Genomic DNA, 17793 nt, shown 5'->3' with positions numbered 1-17793 from the left:
GCTTCACAGTCATTATTCTAAATAATACGCCAAACTCTGAAGCTCGGCTGTAAAGTCAGCATGATGAATGCGCACATCAGGCGGCACCTTGAGGATGATCGGTGCGAAGTTCAGAATCGCCTCGACTCCTGCCTCGACGAACAGATTCGCAACCTGCTGCGCCTCCGTCGCCGGAACCGTAATAATACCGATTCGAACCTTATGCAACCGCACGCAATGTGGAAGCTCTGACATCGACTTCACTCTCAAATTGTTGATCGATTCACCGACCTTCGTGTGATGCGCGTCGAATACGGCCACGATCTTCATATTGTCCTTCAAGTAGGCGTTATAATTGCACAATGCACGGCCCAGGTTGCCTGCACCGACTAGCGCAACCGGGATCACTTTATCAATCTTCAATATTTGACGTATTTTCTCAATTAAATAATTAACGTCGTAGCCGATCCCTTTTTTACCGAACTCACCGAAATAGGCAAGATCCTTGCGAATTTGCGCCGGGTTGAGATCGAGCTTCTGCCCAAGATCCTGTGAAGAGACAGTGGCTATATTTTTTTTGCTCAGCTCATTCAGGAATCGCAGATAGATAGGCAGACGGCGGACGACCGCTTCAGATATTTTCATTGACTTCATGAGGGGTTGTCCTCCATCCATTGCTTGATTCTCGGGACGAGCTGGCTGCTGGGCATATGCTCGATCTTCGGGCCGGGCAAGGAATATAAGAAATATTTGCCATAGTTCGTATCAATCACCCGTGTGTCGTAAATAATGACGATGCCCTTGTCTGATGCCGTTCTCACCAGTCTGCCGAAGCCTTGCTTGAAGCGAATGACCGCCTGAGGCACCGATAGCTTCATGAACGGATTCTGATTGCGCAGCTTCACCTTCTCGATCTTCGCCTCAACGAGCGGGTGTGTAGGCGGCTGAAACGGCAATCGTACGATCGCCAGACACATCAACGCATCGCCAGGGATATCGACACCTTCCCAGAAGCTGCTGGTGCCGAGCAGCACGCACTCCGGACTACTCTGGAACAAGCGTGTCAGCTTGCTGCGATTGCTGCTGTCGACACCTTGACCGAGCACGCTGATGCCGAACGACGACAGCATATCCTTCAAGCTGCCGTGTACCGTACGCAGCATACGGTTCGACGTGAACAGCACGAGCATACGGCCGCGCGTCTCGAGTGCGACCTCCGCAAGCGACTGCACGAGTGCGTCGACGAACTCCTTATCGCCAGAAGCGCCGCCACGCAGCGTCGGAAAGTCGCGCGGAATCGCCACCAGCGCCTGCTCCCTGTAGTTGAACGGAGACGGCAGCATGACCGTCTTCAGCTCCGCTTCCGGCGCGCTCGGCTGCAGCCCTAGCTGCTCGCACGTATAGTCGAACGACTTGCCGACGGACAGCGTTGCACTCGTCAGCACGACACTTTCCTTCGGCTCGAAGAAGTGCTGCTTCAGCATCGAGCTGACATCGATCGGCACGCTATGAAGCTGTAGCGAGCGGTTTTTGTTATAGGTGCCGCCCTCCAGCCAATAGACGGAGTTGTCGTCCGGCATCGTCATGAACAGCTGCAGCGCATCCTTGTGCCTATGCAGATCCTTGACCGTACCACTGAGGTCGGTAACCTGACCTTGCAGGTCGAACTCGTCCTGCGCTTCCTTCAGCTCCGTCACCAGCTTGTCGAGCTTCTTCAGCGCCTCGGAGAAATGCAGCTGCATATTTTCCGCGAGGAGTACCAGCTTGTCCCAGCCTTCTGGAAGCGTATCCTTCTTGAGCCGGTAGACGAGCGCATTGCCTTCGCTCTGCGCGCTGTCCTGACTGCGCATGACCAGCAGCTGGTACAGCAGCTCGGTTAGCTGCTCCCATTCCTCCTTGAGCGCGAGCAGCGGCTCTACAGCTCGATCCAGCTCAGCGCTCCACGCCGCGGCTCGATGATCCTCCGACGTCTGCTGCAGCTTGATCCGTAGGCTTGTCAGCTGCCCGGAGCGGCTATCCTTGTACAGTGCATGAAGCGTATTCATCAGGCGGTGGTAATGCAGCTCCATCCCCAGATGCTTACTCGCGACTTCCTCGAAGTGATGCGCCTCGTCAACAACGAGATGCTTGTATGCCGGGAGCAGCCGGTTCTCCGCCTTCATATCGGTGAATAATAACGAATGATTCGTAATGATAACGTCAGCGCTGTTGGCCTCATGTCGAGCGCGGTGGTAGAAGCATTTTTTGAACCACGGACAAGCCCGATTCAGACACGAATCCGCATCGCTCTCCACCGTGTGCCAGAACTGCTTGCCCTTATTCGCGAAGTATAGCTCTTCCTCGTCTCCTCGCTTCGTCTCTCCGAGCCAGACGAGCATTTGACCAGCTGTAATCCGATCATCCTTCCCATTCTCGAAGTCAAGCGTGTTCAGCTTATGCTCGAACTTACGCATACACAAGTAGTGGCTTCGCCCCTTCAGCACAGACGCCTGGAACGGAACCGTGAACAAATCGTGCAGCAGCGGGAGATCACGCTCCCGAAGCTGCTCCTGCAGGTTAATCGTATGGGTGCTGACCACTACTTTCTTCTCATGCTTCAGGCCATAATATAAGGAAGGGATCAAGTAGCCGAGCGACTTCCCTGTTCCAGTCCCCGCTTCGACGAGAAGATGTCGGCTGTCCTGAAACGCGTTCTCGACCTCGTTGATCATGATGACCTGCGCTTCCCGATCCTCGTAGGAGGCGAAGCGCTGCTTCAGTGACTCGCGCAGCTGCGTGTAGAACGACTCGAACGTGTCCGGTAACGACTGCACCTGCGCTTCGTCACGGATCGGCTCTTCGTCGCCCCAATCGTCCACAGCGAGTGCGAATTGTCTATGAAACGTAAACTTCTCATCCGCTTGATCCGCCGTCTGCTGCTCCTTATACTGTACAAACTCGTGTACAAGCCAGCCGAAATCATTCGAGGAATCGGCGAAGATCATCTCCATCCGCTGAAGCGTGAGCAGCGGCATCGCCTGCAGTCGCTCCAGACAGCGGAGCCAGATGAGTGCCGTCACCTCAGCATCACTGTCAGCTTGATGCGGTCTGTCATGCACGATGCCCATCGCGTTGCACACCATGGACAGCTGCAGGCTGGACAAGCCGGGGAACACGACGCGCAGCACATCCAGCGTATCGAGCGTACGGCCGTCATAGGCGAAGTAGCCGCATTCATCGAGCGCTCGCTGCAAAAAAGCGAGGTCAAAGCCGACATTGTGCCCAACTAGCGCAGTATCCTGCAGCAGCGGCACGACCTCGGCCATCACCTCATCCAATGTTGGTGCATCCTTAACCATATCATCTGTTAGACCCGTTAATGCAATAATAGAAGAAGGTATACTCATGCCCGGATTGACGAGTGAAGTATACCTGTCTGTAATTTCCATATTTTCGACAATGGCGAGACCAACCTGAATAATTCGATCAGCAGCGGTGCTGCCGGTTGTCTCGAAGTCCAATACCGCGAATTTCATCGGTGCCCGTTACATCCCTTCATTCCACTCTTCCTCACACTAGAATAGCATACTGCGCAGAAAAAGGAATAGCAACTTTCTGGACCGTCAGCCTGCATACGGCTTATCCCTTCACAACGCCCGACTTACGAGTACCAGAGAAGCTGAACTGCAGCCCGCCTTGCTTCTCTGTGCACAGCCCCATCGCAATTAGCGGCTCTATACTCGTCGGATCGGTACGATAGGCAAGCTCGAACAGCTCACCGGCCCGTTCCATATTGTTGTGCTGAATCTGAATACAGCCCATCGCATTCAAGGAGATGGCCTTCAATTGCACGTTCTCTGTCAGCTGGTACAAAAAATGAAAGTGGGAGTAGCTATCCGCTGTCCGCCCTAAATGAAAGTATGACATGGCCATGTAAATGCGGGCGAGCGTAAATTCCGGCTGCTTGCTTAGCAGCTCGGTAAATTCAGCAAGCGCTTCATGAAACATATGAAGCTTATAATAGCCTTGACCGCGAATGAACGCATCGGACCGCCTGGCCGCGAACTCCGGATCTAGCGGGTCCGTCGCATTGCCCTCCCCAAGGGCGCCAATGCCTGTTTCCTTCAGCGTCTGGGCCAGCTTCTCCTCGAATTGCAGCCATTCCTCAATGCAGAAGTCGCTCATCGACTTCAGCTCCTCGAGCTTATGCTTCAGCTGCTTCCTTCTCCCACCGGTTGAGGACGGGTATTCCGACTGCACTTCATCCAGCATAGCATTCATCGATGCGAACAGATGCTTGAACATACGTACATCCCACCTTTGGCCGATTGGTTGCGTTGTATATTCATTGTGCGTCGACCCGTCCTGTTTCATTCTATCTATAGAATAGTGGAATGAATTTCTTCCTTCAGGACACTGATGATCTCGTTCTCATCGCCCATAATAGCGATTCGTGGCGCATGAGTGCGCGCTGCCTCATCGGTCATCATCGCATAGGAGAGAATAATTACCTTATCGCCAGGCTGCACGAGGCGCGCCGCTGCGCCGTTCAAACAGATGACGCGGGAGCCTCTTGGTCCAGGTATAATATAAGTCTCGAAGCGTGCACCATTGTTGTTGTTGACGATTTGCACCTTTTCGTTCGGCAGCATGTCTACCGCCTCCAGCAGCTCCTCGTCGATCGTTATGCTGCCCACATAGTTCAAGTTCGCTTCGGTTACCGTTGCGCGGTGTATTTTGGCCTTCAGCATCGTGCGGAACATTCCTAGCGCCTCCTTCATTATCGTATTGTTGCCCCGCTTAGCCGTTAAAGCGTATCAAGCAGTTGTCAATCAGTCTTGTATTGCCGAACTTGACCGCCACAGCGATCAGAGCTTGCTCAGCCTCCGTGAATGAGGAGATCGGCTCCAGCGACGGATAGGCGAGCGCCTCGACATAATCGATGCGGGCAAGCGGCGCCTCCTGGATGCGTGCCGTTACTTGCGCGGCAAGCTCCTGCGACGACATGGCGTCGCGCTGCGTGCGCAGCTGCTGCTCGGCCTCCCGCAGCGCCTTGTTCAATATAACAGCCTGCTCTCGCTCCTCTGCGCTCAAGTAGACGTTGCGCGAGCTCTTCGCGAGGCCGTCCGCTTCCCGTACCGTCGCACAAGGAACGATCTCGACCGGTACGTTCAAGTCGCGGACCATTTGCTCAATGACAGCGACCTGCTGCGCATCCTTCAACCCGAAATAAGCTCGGTCCGGCTGTACGAGGTTGAACAGCTTCGTCACGACGGTAGCGACACCGTCGAAGTGTCCCGGCCGTGAGGCGCCGCACAGTCTTTCGGTCACGCCAGATACGGTTACGGTCGTTCGCGTCCGCTCTGGATACATCTCCTCAACCTGAGGCATGAACACGACATCGGCACCGTACTCCGCCGCGATCGCAAGGTCGCGCTGCTCGTCGCGCGGGTATCGCTCGAAATCTTCGTTAGGTCCGAACTGGAGCGGATTCACGAAGATGCTCAATACAACAATATCGCACGATTGACGTGCAGCGGTCAGCAACGAGGCATGCCCTTCATGCAGAAATCCCATCGTCGGCACGAACCCGACGACCGCTCCTGGCGATTGTAATCGACGTGACTTCAGCCACGCTCTCAATTCAACACCGCTCAGGATGATGATGGGCTGTTGATCATTGCTCATGGTCGTTGCCCCCACTTCCTTGGCCGTACAAGCGTCCTGCCTCCTCATCCGACATCCGGAATGCATGCTCGGCTGCAGGGAACTGCCGTCCCTTGACCTCGGATACATATTGCCCGATCGCCGTGCGGATCGTGTCGCCGACCGATGCGTACGCCTTGACGAACCGCTTCGGCACGATGTCAGAGCCATAGCCAAGCACATCATGGAAGACGAGTACCTGTCCGTCACAGCCTGCGCCTGCCCCGATACCAATCGTCGGGATGGACAGCCTCGCCGTCACCTCAGCCGCCAGCTGCTCGGTCACGAGCTCCAGCACGATCGCGAACGCTCCCGCCTCCTCGAGCGCGAGGGCGTCTGCCATTAGACGCTCCGCCTGATCGTTCGTCTTACCGTGTACCTTGTAGCCGCCGATCTGATGAATGGACTGCGGTGTTAGACCTATGTGCGCCATGACCGGGATGCCGGCCTGCACGAGCGCCTTCACTGCAGGGGCGATCTCCGCACCGCCCTCCAGCTTCACCGCCTTCGCGAGCCCCTCCTGCATGAGGCGAGCTGCTCCCTTCAGTGTCGCATCGAGGCTGCCGTGATACGTCATGAACGGCATATCGGTGACGACGAAGCTGGAACGGACGGCGCGAGTGACGGCGCGAGTATGATACAGCATATCGTCGAGCGTCACCGGCACCGTCGATTCATAGCCGAGCACCACGTTGCCGAGCGAATCTCCGACGAGAATCACATCGACTCCCGCCTCCTCAGCTAGCCGCGCCGACGGGTAATCATAAGCCGTTACGACGGCGATGGGTGTATGGTCGAGCTTCATTTTGCGAAGCTTAGCGGTTGTTATAGGCTTGCGCGTATCCATAGCTTCACCTGCCTTCTCGTTCGATATCGTTAGTTGTTCCCAGAGTATGCAAAAAAAACCTTCCAGCCCGCAATCGGAGCTAAAAGGTTCACATGGCAAATAGACTCACATGATCCTTCTGTCTCGGTCCTTGCGGCTCAGAGCAGAATCCGACCTACTGAAATGAACTTCGTATGAATTGTGACACGTTAATCCTCGTCGCAGTTAATGCAATTAATGCAAGCGAATCAGCCTGCTGAAGTGCAGCTCCTGGTATCGGATGCCACCTTCATTGTGCCAATGCCCTTGCTCATGCACGAGTCAGAGCGCTTATAGAAGAGTGTAACAAACGATTCTCCAAATGTCACTTAAAATCGACATCGCCGGAAAACATTTTGCGGGAGCTTCCGTCGGGCAGTCTTAGCAGCAGCGCTCCATGCTCATCGATCGACTCGGCGAAGCCTTGTACGGGACCTTGCGGAGTGCTGCACACAAGCTCGCGAGCAAGCGATACGGTCAGCGCCTCCCACAGCAGCTTGATCGGGGCGAAGCCAGACGCTTGATACAGCTTGTACAGCTGCTCCCATTCGTTCATGAGCTCCGCAAGCAGCGTCTCTCTGGAGATCGAATGTCCGGCGCACATCGCCAGTGATGTCGCTTTCTCCAGCAGCTCCGTCGGGTAGTCGCTCTCCTGCAAATTCACACTGATGCCGACTCCAGCGACGATGTGCTGCAGCGTGCCATTCTCGACGCTCGCCTCGAGCAATATACCGGCAACCTTACGACCGCCGACGAGCAGATCGTTCGGCCACTTGATGCCAGCGTCCAGACCCGTCACCTGACGGACGGCACGGCACAACGCAACCGCTGTCAGCAGCGTGAGCTGAGGCGTCTGCGCCAGCGACAGCCAATTAGGCTTCAGCACAAGCGAGCTCCACAGTCCCTTGCCCTTGGGCGAGTGCCACTGCCGCCCGAGCCGTCCCCGCCCAGCCAGCTGCTGCTCGGCGAGCACAAGGGTCCCCTCCTCGGCCCCATCCCGCACGAGCTGGACTGCTGCCAGCTGGGTCGAGTCGATCTCGTCCAGCAGGTGCAGCGGACGGCCGAATGATGCTGTACGCAGCTGCTGCCTGAAGGCGTCCTCTGCGAATTTTTGCGGAGCGGAGAGCAGTCTATAGCCCTTACGTGGAATCGCTTCAAAATGATACCCCTGCAGCTTCAGCCGTTCAATCTGCTTCCACACCGCGGTCCGGCTCACCTTCAGCTCCCCACTCAGCTGCTCCCCGGATATGAACTCACCCTTCGCTTGCTCGAAGAGCTCTATTAATCGTTCTGACATCGCTATTATCCCTTCTCCTGCAGTAGTTCGTAACAACTCTTCGCGGCAGCGGCTAACGCTTCGGGTTCATTCGGGATGAATCCGAGCGCCGTCTCCTCGAGCAATCGACTGAGCAGCTGTCCTGTCCAAGGCCCCGGCTTCACGCCAAGCAGCTGCACGAGCTGCTGACCAGTGAGCGCTAGCTGCTTCAGCTCCAGCGCCGGCGCTTCTGTAAGCCATCGGCTTCCGCTGTAAGCCCATGCCTCAGCAGCCAACTTCTGCGCACCGGACAGCTTGAGACCGCCGCTCACCGCTGTGTCCGAGCTGTCCCGCCGCTCATGCTCCAGCTCCAGCTCATAGAGCTGTCTCAGTGACTCCATTGCGATAGCCCCATATTGGACAGCTGTCAGCAGCCAATGCTTCCGCTGCTCATCCTCGGTTGCCGTTCCTTCGTCCGCATCCTGCTGTAGCTTGTCTATTAGAGCCCGATGCGCCGCAACGATCGCCCCTGTCTCCTCCAGCTGCTTCTTCGAGAACGTCAGCACGCGCATATCGTTCTTCGTCTCGTTCAAGTCAGCCCCGCAGCCTATATATAAGTAAGCTAGCCGCCCCTCCAGCGTCGGAATAACGCTCAAGGACGGCCAGCTCTTCGTATCTTGCAGCTCACTCCATAGGACCCGCGACTTCGTATGCAGCAGCAGCTTGCTTGCGCCTAGCAGCAGCAGCGCCCGATTCGGGTCACTCCCGCTTAACATGCGCTCAAGCTCCGCGCGCACCCGCTCCAGAGCGATATGTCGCAGCAGTGGAGCTGAAGTCGTCAGCGCTTCCCAGGTTAGCGGCTCCACCTCAAGTCTGTACTCCGCCGCGAAGCGGACGCAGCGAAGCATGCGCAGCGCGTCCTCCGAGAACCGCTCATGTGCATCCCCCACACAACGCAGCACACCGCTAGCCGCATCCGCCTGCCCGCCGAACGGATCGATCAGTCGACCCTCCGCATCGAGAGCCATCGCATTCATCGTGAAATCACGCCGTCTCAAGTCCTCCAGCAGGCTGTCGATGTACGACACCTCACTTGGACGTCGAAAATCCTCATAGCCTGCTTCCTTACGGAACGTCGTCACCTCGAATGGCTCCCGCTCGATGACAACCGTTACCGTACCGTGCTGCAGGCCAGTTGGGATCGTGCGCGAGAAGAGGCTCTCGACCTGCTCAGGCCGCGCCGATGTCGCAATGTCGTAATCTTTAACAGGGCGACCCAGCACCTCGTCACGTACACAACCGCCGACGAGATACGCCTCATAGCCCGCATCATTCAGCGTATGGATCAGCTGAAGCGCCCTCCGTTTCACTCCATGGTCCTGTGGCAAGTGCGTCATCCATGTACCATCCTTAAGTATCATCCTTCATTAGCTATCGCCACTTACATCAGCAGTCTAACACACATTAGCACTCGAGCGGCTTCACGAGCAGCTCCTCTGGAGCCTCACGGCCGAGCACCTGATAGTAGAGCGCCTCGTACTGCCTCGAGATGACATCATTACAGAAGGTATACCGGGCCCGGTACAGACATGCCTCACGCATCGCCTTATAGGCCGCCTCGTTCTGCAGCAGATGAATCGCAAGCTGACTCATCGTCTCCACATCACCGATGTCGGCCAGATAGCCCGTCACCCCATGCGTAATCAGCTCTGGAATACCTCCTGCATTAGAGGCAATCGTCGGAACGCCGCACGCCATCGCTTCAAGCGCCACGAGGCCGAAGCTCTCCTTCTCCGACGGCAGCAGCATCAGGTCGGCGAGAGAGAGCAGCTGTGCCACGTCATCCTGCCTGCCGCAGAACGTTACTTTATCCAGCAGCCCCTTCTCCTTCGCCTTGCACAGCACCTTCGACAGCTCTGGACCTTCCCCGACGAACAAGAGCCTTGACGGTACCTCCTTGCTGATCCGGTCGAATATTTCGATCACATCGATTACACGCTTCACCGGACGGAAGTTGGAGATATGAATTAATATTTTCTCATCGGGACGTGCGAACTCTCTGCGCAAATTACCGACATCACGCGGGTAATAGACGCGCTTGTCCACGAAGTTATAGAGCAGCTCGATCGGCTTCTCGATGCCGAGCAGTTGTCTCGTCTCCTGAATAAGATCGTCCGATACGGCTGTCACCACGTCACTACCATTGATCGCGAAGCGGATCAGATCACTAAGCGACTCATCCTGCGCCAGCACCGTAATATCTGTGCCGTGCAGTGTCGTCACCACCTTCAGATGCTCACCAACCATCTGCTTGGCCAGCAGCGCACATACAGCATGGGGTATCGCATAGTGAACGTGAAGCAGATCGAGTCCTTCCTGCTTCACAATTTGTGCTTGCTTGCTCGCAAGAGACAGATCGTAAGGCGGATATTTGAACACATGATAATCGTTCACTTCCACCTCATGGTAGAAGATGTTCTTATCGAACTTCCCGAGTCGAAAAGGCATGCTGTGCGTAATAAAATGCACCTCATGCCCCTTCTCCGCCAGCAGCTTCCCAAGCTCCGTCGCCACGACACCCGAGCCGCCGAGCGTCGGATAACAAGTAATGCCTATTTTCAATCGATCCTTCGGATTCATCGATGCCGCCCCCTTCCGATCGTTCGTAATCGGTCTGTTCGTACCATCCTATAACAAGTCCGTCATCACGGGAAGCTTACTGACGAAGCCTTCCGCAAACGGTACGGAGCGCTTCTGTCCGAGCAGCAGATCACGTGCCTCCACCCGCTCGAGATAGCCTTGATTCAACGGAGTCGCAATGCGGTCGTCCCCTGACGAACGCTCGAACTGGGAGCGGTATGCTTGCAGCGACTGCCGCTTCAGCTCATAGACTTCCGATACATCAATCATGCGATCCGGCGGAACCATGTCGTTAATGAAATAAAACAACGTTTCTTCTACACTATGCGCAGGAAGGTCTGGTCTATACTTGCGAAGCTTTGCATTAAATACGGCCTCCTGCACCAGCTTGCTACAAGCAATATGGTCCGGGTGCCGATCCTCCCAATAAGGAGCGAAGACCATTCGGGGCCGATACGCTCGAATAACGGACACGATACGCTCAATCGTCTCTGGCTCATCGCGTAAGCCTCGATCCGGTAAGCCGAGATTGTCCCGCACCGCAACGCCGAGCACTCGAGCCGCTTGCTCCGCCTCGACTCGTCTCGTCTCGACGGTGCCGTTCGACGACATCTCGGCGCAAGTCAGATCACATAGTCCGATCCGATAGCCAGCGCGAGCATGCTTCGCGATTGTGCCACCCATCCCGATCTCGGCATCGTCGGCATGGGCGCCGAATATTAAGAAGTCTAGCCGTTCAGTCATTCGTCCACACCCGGCTTATATTTATGTACAAGCTCCCGCCATGCGAAATCGCCGCGGTCGAGCGCCTTAACTAATATTTCTCCAGTCGCGATGTTCGTCGCTACCGGTATTCCTTGCACATCGCATAGACGGAGCAAGGCAATAATGTCCGGCTCGTGCGGCTGTGCCATGAGCGGATCGCGCAAGAAGATGATCAGATCCATCTCGTTCTGGGCGACCAGTGCGCCGATCTGTTGATCTCCGCCGAGCGGACCGCTCATGAAGCGGTGAACGTTCAGCTTCGTATTGGCCATAATGCGCGTGCCGGTCGTACCGGTCGCAAACAGCTTATGATGCTGGAACACATGCTCATAAGCCATTACGAAGTTGACCATCTCATCCTTCTTCCGGTCATGGGCGATAAGAGCGATATTCATGGACATAGGGTCAATGCCTCCTTAGGGACGGTGATTAATCTACAAAATGCTCGAAGCCGTACACCATGCCCTCGTACGTCATCACTTTTTTGACAGCAACATTCACTCCTGGCATATACCCAGCCCGATCGTATGAGTCGTGGCGAATTTTCAGCGTCTGTCCGAACGCACCGAATACGACCTCCTGCTGGGCGAACACGCCTGGCAGCCGCACACTATGAATGCGGAAGCCGTTATAATATGCGCCGCGGGCGCCTTCTATTGTTTCTTCTTCGTTTGGATTGCCTTGACGGAACTCCTCGCGCACCTCGGCAATCATCTCAGCCGTCTTAATCGATGTACCGGATGGCGCATCGAGCTTCTGATCACCATGATACTCAATAATTTCGACGTGCGGCATATATTTAGCTGCCTGTGCGGCGAACTTCATCATCAATATAGCTCCGATCGAGAAGTTCGGCGCGATCAATCCGCCGATTCCAGCCTCCTTGCACTGCTTGTCCAGCTCCTCAATCTGCTCCGGCGTGAAGCCAGTCGTCCCGATGACAGGGCGAACACGGTGCTTGATCGCAAGCGACGTATTCGCAACAGCAGACTGCGGCGTCGTGAAATCGACGAGAACGTCCGCCTTCGATTCCACGAGCGCCAGCTCCAAATCGTTAGTTACTTGCACGCCGCAAGGCTCCATGCCCACCATCTTCGCTGCATCTGTATCTTTTGTCGAACGGCCCACAGCAGCGACCAGCTCCAGCTCGGCGTCGCTGAGCACCATTTTGACAACCTCACGCCCCATTCGGCCGCTTGCACCTGCTACCGCAACTTTAATTCTCGTTTGCACCATGATCAAGGTCCCTCTCCTTCTGCACTCCCGTCTGTGAAGTACGCTGCATATATAGTTTCCATTTCATCTCATATTCCGAGAGCAGTCGACCGCCGATCTCATGACCGGGATCGAGCTTCAGTAGATCTTTGATTGCCCCAATTGCCAGACTATATTCGTCCAGCCGGCTGTAGGCGATCCCCAGCAATAGGAAAGCCTCTGATGACAGAGGGTCCATTTGTGCAGCTTGCTTCAGCAAGGCTACCGCCAGCCACAGTCGTTCATCTGATTCCTCGAACAGCTTCTCCGCTTCGAACAGCAGCGCCTTCGCCTTCAGATGCTGCAGATGAAACCGGTAATGCTCATCCGACGAATCGAGCTTAACCGCTTGACCCGCATGGTCAATCGCCTTCTGCAGCTTGTTGCTGCGCGCGTACGTAATCGACAGCTTATAGTGGTACGACGCACACGTCGGATTCGATTGTATCGCTTGCTCGAACCAGACGATCGCCTGTTCGAAATCATGCTTCAATATCGATTCATACGCTTTCTTTATCGCATATTCGCCGTCCATTCGCTTCTCCCTCCTCCTTAGGCGGAGCCTCGTGTGTGGAGCGGCCGTATGTCAAAAGGGTGATGCTACAGCATATGTAGCTGCTTACGAATCGGTGTTTATTCGGGTCCAGCGATCTGCATCGCGGGTGCGGAACTTGTGCATCACTTTATCATGCGCTTCCTGAAGATCGATGTTCATCGAATTCGCAAAGCAGATGATGACATATAGAATGTCGCCAAGCTCCATCTCGATCGAATTGTCCGCCTCAGTCGTCTTCTTCGGCTTCTCGCCGAATTGATGATTGACCTCGCGCGCGAGCTCGCCGACCTCCTCGGTCATCCTCGCCATCATCGAGAGTGGACCGAAGTAGCCTTCCTTGAACTGTGAAATATAGGCATGAACCTCTTCCTGAAGGTCCTTTAAGGAACGTTCCTTATCCATGCGGCGGCTTCACCTGCCTTTGTCTTGTGTGGTGTATGTAACGGTGATGTGGACATCATTACCATGTTATCGCAAACGATGCCTGCATGACAAATTTTTTTTCGCCCACAAGCATAGGCCCCTGTCGAATAACACATATTAGGGTCAAAAAAACGGATGTGAACACGTTGCTTGCGGCTTCTTGGACGATCATGCGCAATCTGCTGCCGATTACGCTCGGAACGGCGATCTATGCCTTCGGCCTTCATTACTTTATTATCGCGAACGAATTTATGGAGGGCGGTGTCACTGGCGTCGCTCTGCTTTTAAACTATATATTCGGCTTCCCGCCTTCGCTGACTACACTTGTCATCAATGTACCATTATTTCTTATCGGGTGGAAATATCTTGGGCGGCAGGCAGTCGGCTACTCGATAGCCGGAACCTTCCTGCTCTCCTTCTTTCTGTGGATGATGGAGCTTGGCATCCATGCGGGCTTGATCGTTCCATTTCGTACGGATCAAGACATATTTCTCGTCTCTGCCTATGCGGGCGTCACATTAGGAGCAGGACTCGGCATCGTCTTCCGCTATGGTGGCACGACGGGCGGGTCCGATATTATCGCTCAGATCGGTCATAAGCTGAAGGGCTGGAGCGTAGGGCGACTCATACTCGTCGTCGATGCGATCGTATTAGGCATGGCGCTCTTCTTCATTCCGAAGGAGAAGATCATGTATACGCTGGTCGTCGTCTTCATTGCCACGAAGATCATCGATATTATCGTAGAGGGTGCGTATGCAGCTAAGGCGTTCACCATTATTACGGAGCAAGCCGAGGAGCTTGCCGCTGTCATTACGAGCAATCTCGACCGTGGCGTCACCTTATTCCCTGCTGTTGGCGCTTATTCGAAGAGACAGAAGAACGTCGTATATTGTGTGGTGGCCCGGAGCGAAATGAAAAGGCTTAAAGACCTCATCCGCTCCGTCGACCCCCGTTCGTTCATTATCATAACGGAGGTGCACGACGTCGTCGGCGAAGGCTTTAAGCCTATATAGATTGTAACTTGACAGTGAAAAGTTCTCGATAGAAAAATAACCCAACCTAGCGATTTTACGGTATCCTTAAGGTCTCACTCTAAAAGGATAGAATCGCTGGATGGGTTATAGACACCAGTCTAACCCATTTGCGGGCGATTGACCAGACCTATGCTCCCATACATCGATAAAATCATAAATGAATTTCGTTCCTGCTTCTCCAGGCAAGCCGCCTTTCACTGGTTTGTCATTACGGTGATCGGCCTGATGGTGCGCTCCGACCAGTTAGGGGTGACCTCCATTGTACGAGACCTTACGCTGCATCCGCGCTGCTACGAGACGCTGATCCATTTCTTTCGTTCTTCGGCCTGGTCGCTGGAATCCCTTCGATTAACTTGGCTCCAAGTCGTCCGCAAGGCGGCTCCTTTGATGACCGTTGGTGATCGCGTAGTCCTGGTGGGCGATGGCATGAAGCAGTCCAAGGAAGGCCGTCGAATGCCCGGCGTGAAGAAAATGCATCAGGAATCAGAAAATTCGTCCAAAGGTGAATATATCTTTGGCCATCTCTTTGGAGCCGTCGGTGTGTTGGTCGGAGCGTCGGCCAAATGGTTCTGCTTGCCCCTCTTTATGAATTTGCAAGACGGCGTGAAAACGATTTGGAACTGGGGAGCGTCCGCTCCAGCCGAGCCGAAATCAGATTCCCATGTGGTGCAAATGATCGGGCAGGGCTTTGCCGCCGCGAAGGTGCTTGGTGACGCCTTGTTCCTGCTGGATCGCTATTTTCTGTCCGTTCCGGCGCTGATCCGGTGGAAGCAGGAGCAGGCTGCGAGCGGAGTCCGACTGGACCTCATCACGAAGGCCAAAGTCAACACCACAGCCTATGAATTCCCCGCTGCCAAAAAACCAGGCCGGGGCCGTCCGCCGAAGAAAGGTGCGAAAGTCAAGCTCAAGGAGCTTTTTCAAACCCGGGCAGCATCGTTTCAAACGGCCGAGGTGATGCTGTATGGCAAGGAAGAAACGGTTTCCTTTTTGTGCCTGGACCTGTTGTGGGGGCAAAAGCTGTATCAGCCTTTGCGATTTGTCCTGGTGCTGCGTGGAGACCAGACCTCTATTTTGGTGAGTACGGACCTGACGCTTGCCGGCCCCGAGATCATTTCCTTGTACGGATACCGGTTCAAGATCGAATGTACGTTTCGGGAAATGAAACAAGTCATCGGCGCCTTCGGCTATCGCTTCTGGAGCAAATCCATGCCGAAGCTCAAGCGGTATCTACGCAAGACCGAGAGCCATCCACTGGAACAAGTAAAGAACGAACAGGATCAAAAGCGAATACGACAAACACTTGAAGCCATCGAAGGATTCGTCATGTGCAGTTGCATCGCAACCGGCTTAATTCAGATGGTCGCGTTGACGTTTTCGGCGCGTACGCCGGGCTTGTTCTCGCGCTATTTGCGAACACCATCGAAAGCCATCGTCTCTGAGGCTACCGTGGCGGTTTATTTGCGCAGATCCATTTTTCGCATGGTTGCCCAGCACCCGGATTTACCCATAACCGAAATAATTCGTTCCAAGCAGGAAAAAAACACGAACAACGTGGATTTGCTGGCTTCTTAAGCGTTAGAACTTTTCACTGTCCAGATTGTAAGAGTATCAATTATATGTATGAAAATCAGCTGAGCAACCAGCTACTCGGACCGTTTGACACGTACAAGTCCGTCATCCTTCTTCCACAACCGCCAACCGGCAAAGCCGAGGGCCGCCATAATGACAGAGCCGAAAATAGCTGTCCATAGTAGTGGGTTTTGGGGCTCCGGATAAGGCAAGAAGGCCGTCGTCTCGCGCTTCATGAACAGCTTGTCAAGCGCTTGTCTTAATGGGGGGACCGCATTCAGCACATTGCGATAAGGCATACCTTGATTATCTGCTTGTGTCTGGATGAACGTGATAAGCGAATCCATGCGCTCGACATCCGCTTCTGGTCTGCTAATGATAAGGCTTGGGTGTACGATCGCATAATGCTGCTCTAGCAGCACAGTCGCATTTTTCAGCGCGGTCTTGTCACTCGTCTTCGCTGCCTGCTCGATCGCATTCACATCATCCTGAAGCTGCTTGTAGAACTGCAGCCACAGCGGCTGGTTCGCATGCGTCAGTGCATCAGTAGCAAGACGAATCTTCGCTGCCGCGATTTGACCGGCCGCAGGATCGAATTTGACTGCGTTCAATACACGCTTTCCTTCAACGACTGTTTCCGTCAATGCATTAATGCCTTCCACAGACGCAATACCGTCAAAGCTGATGTTCGTTACTTGATCGCTCAGCTGTAGCAATAGCTCCCGTCCGCCTGCAATATCGCCCTTCTGTACTTTCTGGTACATCCCATCGGCTGTTTCGTTCAGCAGCTTGATCTGCTTCAGCTGCTCCTGTGAAGGTGCTGCTGCTGAACGATTCGTCTCGCTCTCCTTCGCATCCTTGCTCTCACCCTTGCTGCCACAGCCTGTTACCATACTCATAGCAAGTACACACATGATGCTGATCGCCAGCCACTTCTTCCATAGGAACCATATCATTCGGACATCCCCTCCTAAGTACATCCTATGGAGGGGTTGTCTGTTTTAGACCGATTTCTATATACAAGCTATCCATTAGCTCTTAGTGAGCGGTAGCGATACAGTAGCACTGCTGCGGCAATGCCTATACTCACGATGCTGAGAGTGACCGTGAACGACTCAACCACCTTCAGGTCGTCCATCAATGTGTCAGGAAGCCCAGGAAACACACCGACATTGTAGTCCATCGTATCGTTCCAGAGCGTCCATACGGAGGCCGTGATAACCGCCACAGCTGTGAATCGGTACAGCCTCACATAGAGGAGAGCCTCGGCCGCCATCCCCAGATGAGAGATCGTGAGCATCCAATCTTGCCAGCTAACGGAATCCCCTTGATACGCTGAGGCCCAGATCATCACAACGGCCCATATTCCGTACTTAAACGACGTGATGAGCGCCATCGCCTCTACGAAGCCGCGCACGAAGCCGGACCGTTCTGGCATCACGGCCATCTGAGTCTCTCGTCTCCAGCTCGCGAGTAAGTAGAAGAGGAATAGGCTGAAGAACAAGCTCGCAGTCGGACTATCCGGCACAAAAGGTAGATACTGCTCTCCCACCTCCCTCGCCGTATACTGAAGCTGCCCCCAGTACCATTGGTAGCCGTACACCGTACCTGGCACATTAATGATGAGCAAAAGCGTAAGCATGAGCCTACTCGTTAGAAAGCGATCGGACACGAAATAAGCGATTCGCCAGTCTGTCAATGATGTACCTCCTTGCTCTATGGCTGAATGATGTACCTGATTTCGAAAAAAACCTGACCGAGTCGTATC

18 protein-coding genes are annotated in these 17793 nt (G+C 54.5%); 2 read left to right on the top strand and 16 right to left on the bottom strand.

Annotated elements, in window-relative coordinates; all coding sequences use genetic code 11:
* Nucleotides 1–12: 12 nt before the first annotated feature.
* The 14 genes from PAE68_RS11245 to PAE68_RS11180 form a co-directional block, all read right to left on the bottom strand.
* The gene (locus PAE68_RS11245; RefSeq protein WP_281887012.1) at nucleotides 13–633 is read right to left on the bottom strand and encodes a redox-sensing transcriptional repressor Rex; all 621 of its coding nucleotides are present in this window, start codon (nucleotides 631–633) and stop codon (nucleotides 13–15) included.
* Nucleotides 630–3494 (bottom strand): ATP-dependent DNA helicase DinG, encoded by a 2865-nt coding sequence (dinG, locus tag PAE68_RS11240; RefSeq protein WP_281887010.1) that lies wholly within the window; start codon nucleotides 3492–3494, stop codon nucleotides 630–632. The genes PAE68_RS11245 and dinG overlap by 4 nt, the downstream gene beginning before the upstream one ends.
* 103 nt (nucleotides 3495–3597) lie before the next feature.
* Complete coding sequence (locus PAE68_RS11235; protein WP_281887008.1) at nucleotides 3598–4263, bottom strand: tetratricopeptide repeat protein; 666 nt, start codon at nucleotides 4261–4263, stop codon at nucleotides 3598–3600.
* A gap of 74 nt (nucleotides 4264–4337) precedes the next feature.
* Nucleotides 4338–4721, bottom strand: coding sequence for an aspartate 1-decarboxylase (gene panD / locus PAE68_RS11230; RefSeq protein ID WP_281887006.1), 384 nt, complete (start codon nucleotides 4719–4721; stop codon nucleotides 4338–4340).
* A 37-nt stretch (nucleotides 4722–4758) separates the two neighbouring features.
* A complete protein-coding gene (gene panC, locus PAE68_RS11225; protein ID WP_281887004.1) occupies nucleotides 4759–5646 on the bottom strand; it encodes a pantoate--beta-alanine ligase in 888 nt (295 codons plus the stop codon).
* A complete protein-coding gene (panB, locus tag PAE68_RS11220; RefSeq protein WP_281887002.1) occupies nucleotides 5636–6511 on the bottom strand; it encodes a 3-methyl-2-oxobutanoate hydroxymethyltransferase in 876 nt (291 codons plus the stop codon). The genes panC and panB overlap by 11 nt, the downstream gene beginning before the upstream one ends.
* Before the next feature lie 343 nt (nucleotides 6512–6854).
* Nucleotides 6855–7826, bottom strand: a complete 972-nt coding sequence (locus PAE68_RS11215; RefSeq protein ID WP_281887000.1) for a biotin--[acetyl-CoA-carboxylase] ligase — start codon at nucleotides 7824–7826, stop codon at nucleotides 6855–6857.
* Nucleotides 7827–7831: 5 nt separating this feature from the next.
* The gene (locus tag PAE68_RS11210) at nucleotides 7832–9181 is read right to left on the bottom strand and encodes a CCA tRNA nucleotidyltransferase (RefSeq protein WP_281886998.1); all 1350 of its coding nucleotides are present in this window, start codon (nucleotides 9179–9181) and stop codon (nucleotides 7832–7834) included.
* Between the two features lie 67 nt (nucleotides 9182–9248).
* Nucleotides 9249–10424 (bottom strand): N-acetyl-alpha-D-glucosaminyl L-malate synthase BshA, encoded by a 1176-nt coding sequence (bshA, locus tag PAE68_RS11205; RefSeq protein ID WP_281886996.1) that lies wholly within the window; start codon nucleotides 10422–10424, stop codon nucleotides 9249–9251.
* A 48-nt stretch (nucleotides 10425–10472) separates the two neighbouring features.
* Nucleotides 10473–11168, bottom strand: a complete 696-nt coding sequence (gene bshB1, locus PAE68_RS11200) for a bacillithiol biosynthesis deacetylase BshB1 (protein ID WP_281886994.1) — start codon at nucleotides 11166–11168, stop codon at nucleotides 10473–10475.
* Nucleotides 11165–11584 carry a methylglyoxal synthase gene (locus tag PAE68_RS11195; protein ID WP_281891025.1) on the bottom strand — a complete coding sequence of 140 codons (420 nt, stop codon included), beginning with the start codon at nucleotides 11582–11584 and terminating at the stop codon, nucleotides 11165–11167. The genes bshB1 and PAE68_RS11195 overlap by 4 nt, the downstream gene beginning before the upstream one ends.
* A 34-nt stretch (nucleotides 11585–11618) precedes the next feature.
* Nucleotides 11619–12425 (bottom strand): 4-hydroxy-tetrahydrodipicolinate reductase, encoded by an 807-nt coding sequence (gene dapB / locus PAE68_RS11190; RefSeq protein ID WP_397378610.1) that lies wholly within the window; start codon nucleotides 12423–12425, stop codon nucleotides 11619–11621.
* Nucleotides 12406–12978, bottom strand: coding sequence for a tetratricopeptide repeat protein (locus PAE68_RS11185; RefSeq protein ID WP_281886992.1), 573 nt, complete (start codon nucleotides 12976–12978; stop codon nucleotides 12406–12408). Before PAE68_RS11185 ends, dapB begins: the two co-directional genes overlap by 20 nt.
* A gap of 84 nt (nucleotides 12979–13062) precedes the next feature.
* A complete protein-coding gene (locus PAE68_RS11180; RefSeq protein WP_281886990.1) occupies nucleotides 13063–13401 on the bottom strand; it encodes a nucleotide pyrophosphohydrolase in 339 nt (112 codons plus the stop codon).
* 191 nt (nucleotides 13402–13592) lie between these two features.
* On the opposite strand from PAE68_RS11180, the gene PAE68_RS11175 reads away from it, so the two are divergent.
* Both PAE68_RS11175 and PAE68_RS11170 read left to right on the top strand, forming a co-directional pair.
* On the top strand, nucleotides 13593–14435 hold the full coding sequence (locus tag PAE68_RS11175; protein WP_281891021.1) for a YitT family protein: 843 nt from the start codon (nucleotides 13593–13595) through the stop codon (nucleotides 14433–14435).
* Nucleotides 14436–14585: 150 nt separating this feature from the next.
* On the top strand, nucleotides 14586–16028 hold the full coding sequence (locus PAE68_RS11170; protein WP_281886988.1) for a transposase: 1443 nt from the start codon (nucleotides 14586–14588) through the stop codon (nucleotides 16026–16028).
* Between the two features lie 71 nt (nucleotides 16029–16099).
* Here PAE68_RS11170 and PAE68_RS11165 read toward each other — a convergent pair whose 3' ends face one another.
* Together PAE68_RS11165 and PAE68_RS11160 are read right to left on the bottom strand one after the other, a co-directional pair.
* Nucleotides 16100–16981: a sporulation protein YpjB gene (locus PAE68_RS11165; RefSeq protein ID WP_281886986.1), complete on the bottom strand. Its 882-nt coding sequence runs from the start codon at nucleotides 16979–16981 to the stop codon at nucleotides 16100–16102.
* 68 nt (nucleotides 16982–17049) lie between these two features.
* Nucleotides 17050–17724, bottom strand: a complete 675-nt coding sequence (locus PAE68_RS11160) for a DUF1405 domain-containing protein (protein ID WP_281886983.1) — start codon at nucleotides 17722–17724, stop codon at nucleotides 17050–17052.
* Nucleotides 17725–17793: the final 69 nt, after the last annotated feature.

It is taken from the genome of Paenibacillus sp. YYML68, assembly GCF_027923405.1.
Lineage (GTDB): Bacteria > Bacillota > Bacilli > Paenibacillales > NBRC-103111 > Paenibacillus_G.
The sequence above is the reverse complement of the archived record's forward strand: the minus strand, read 5'-3'. Positions and strand labels throughout refer to the sequence as shown.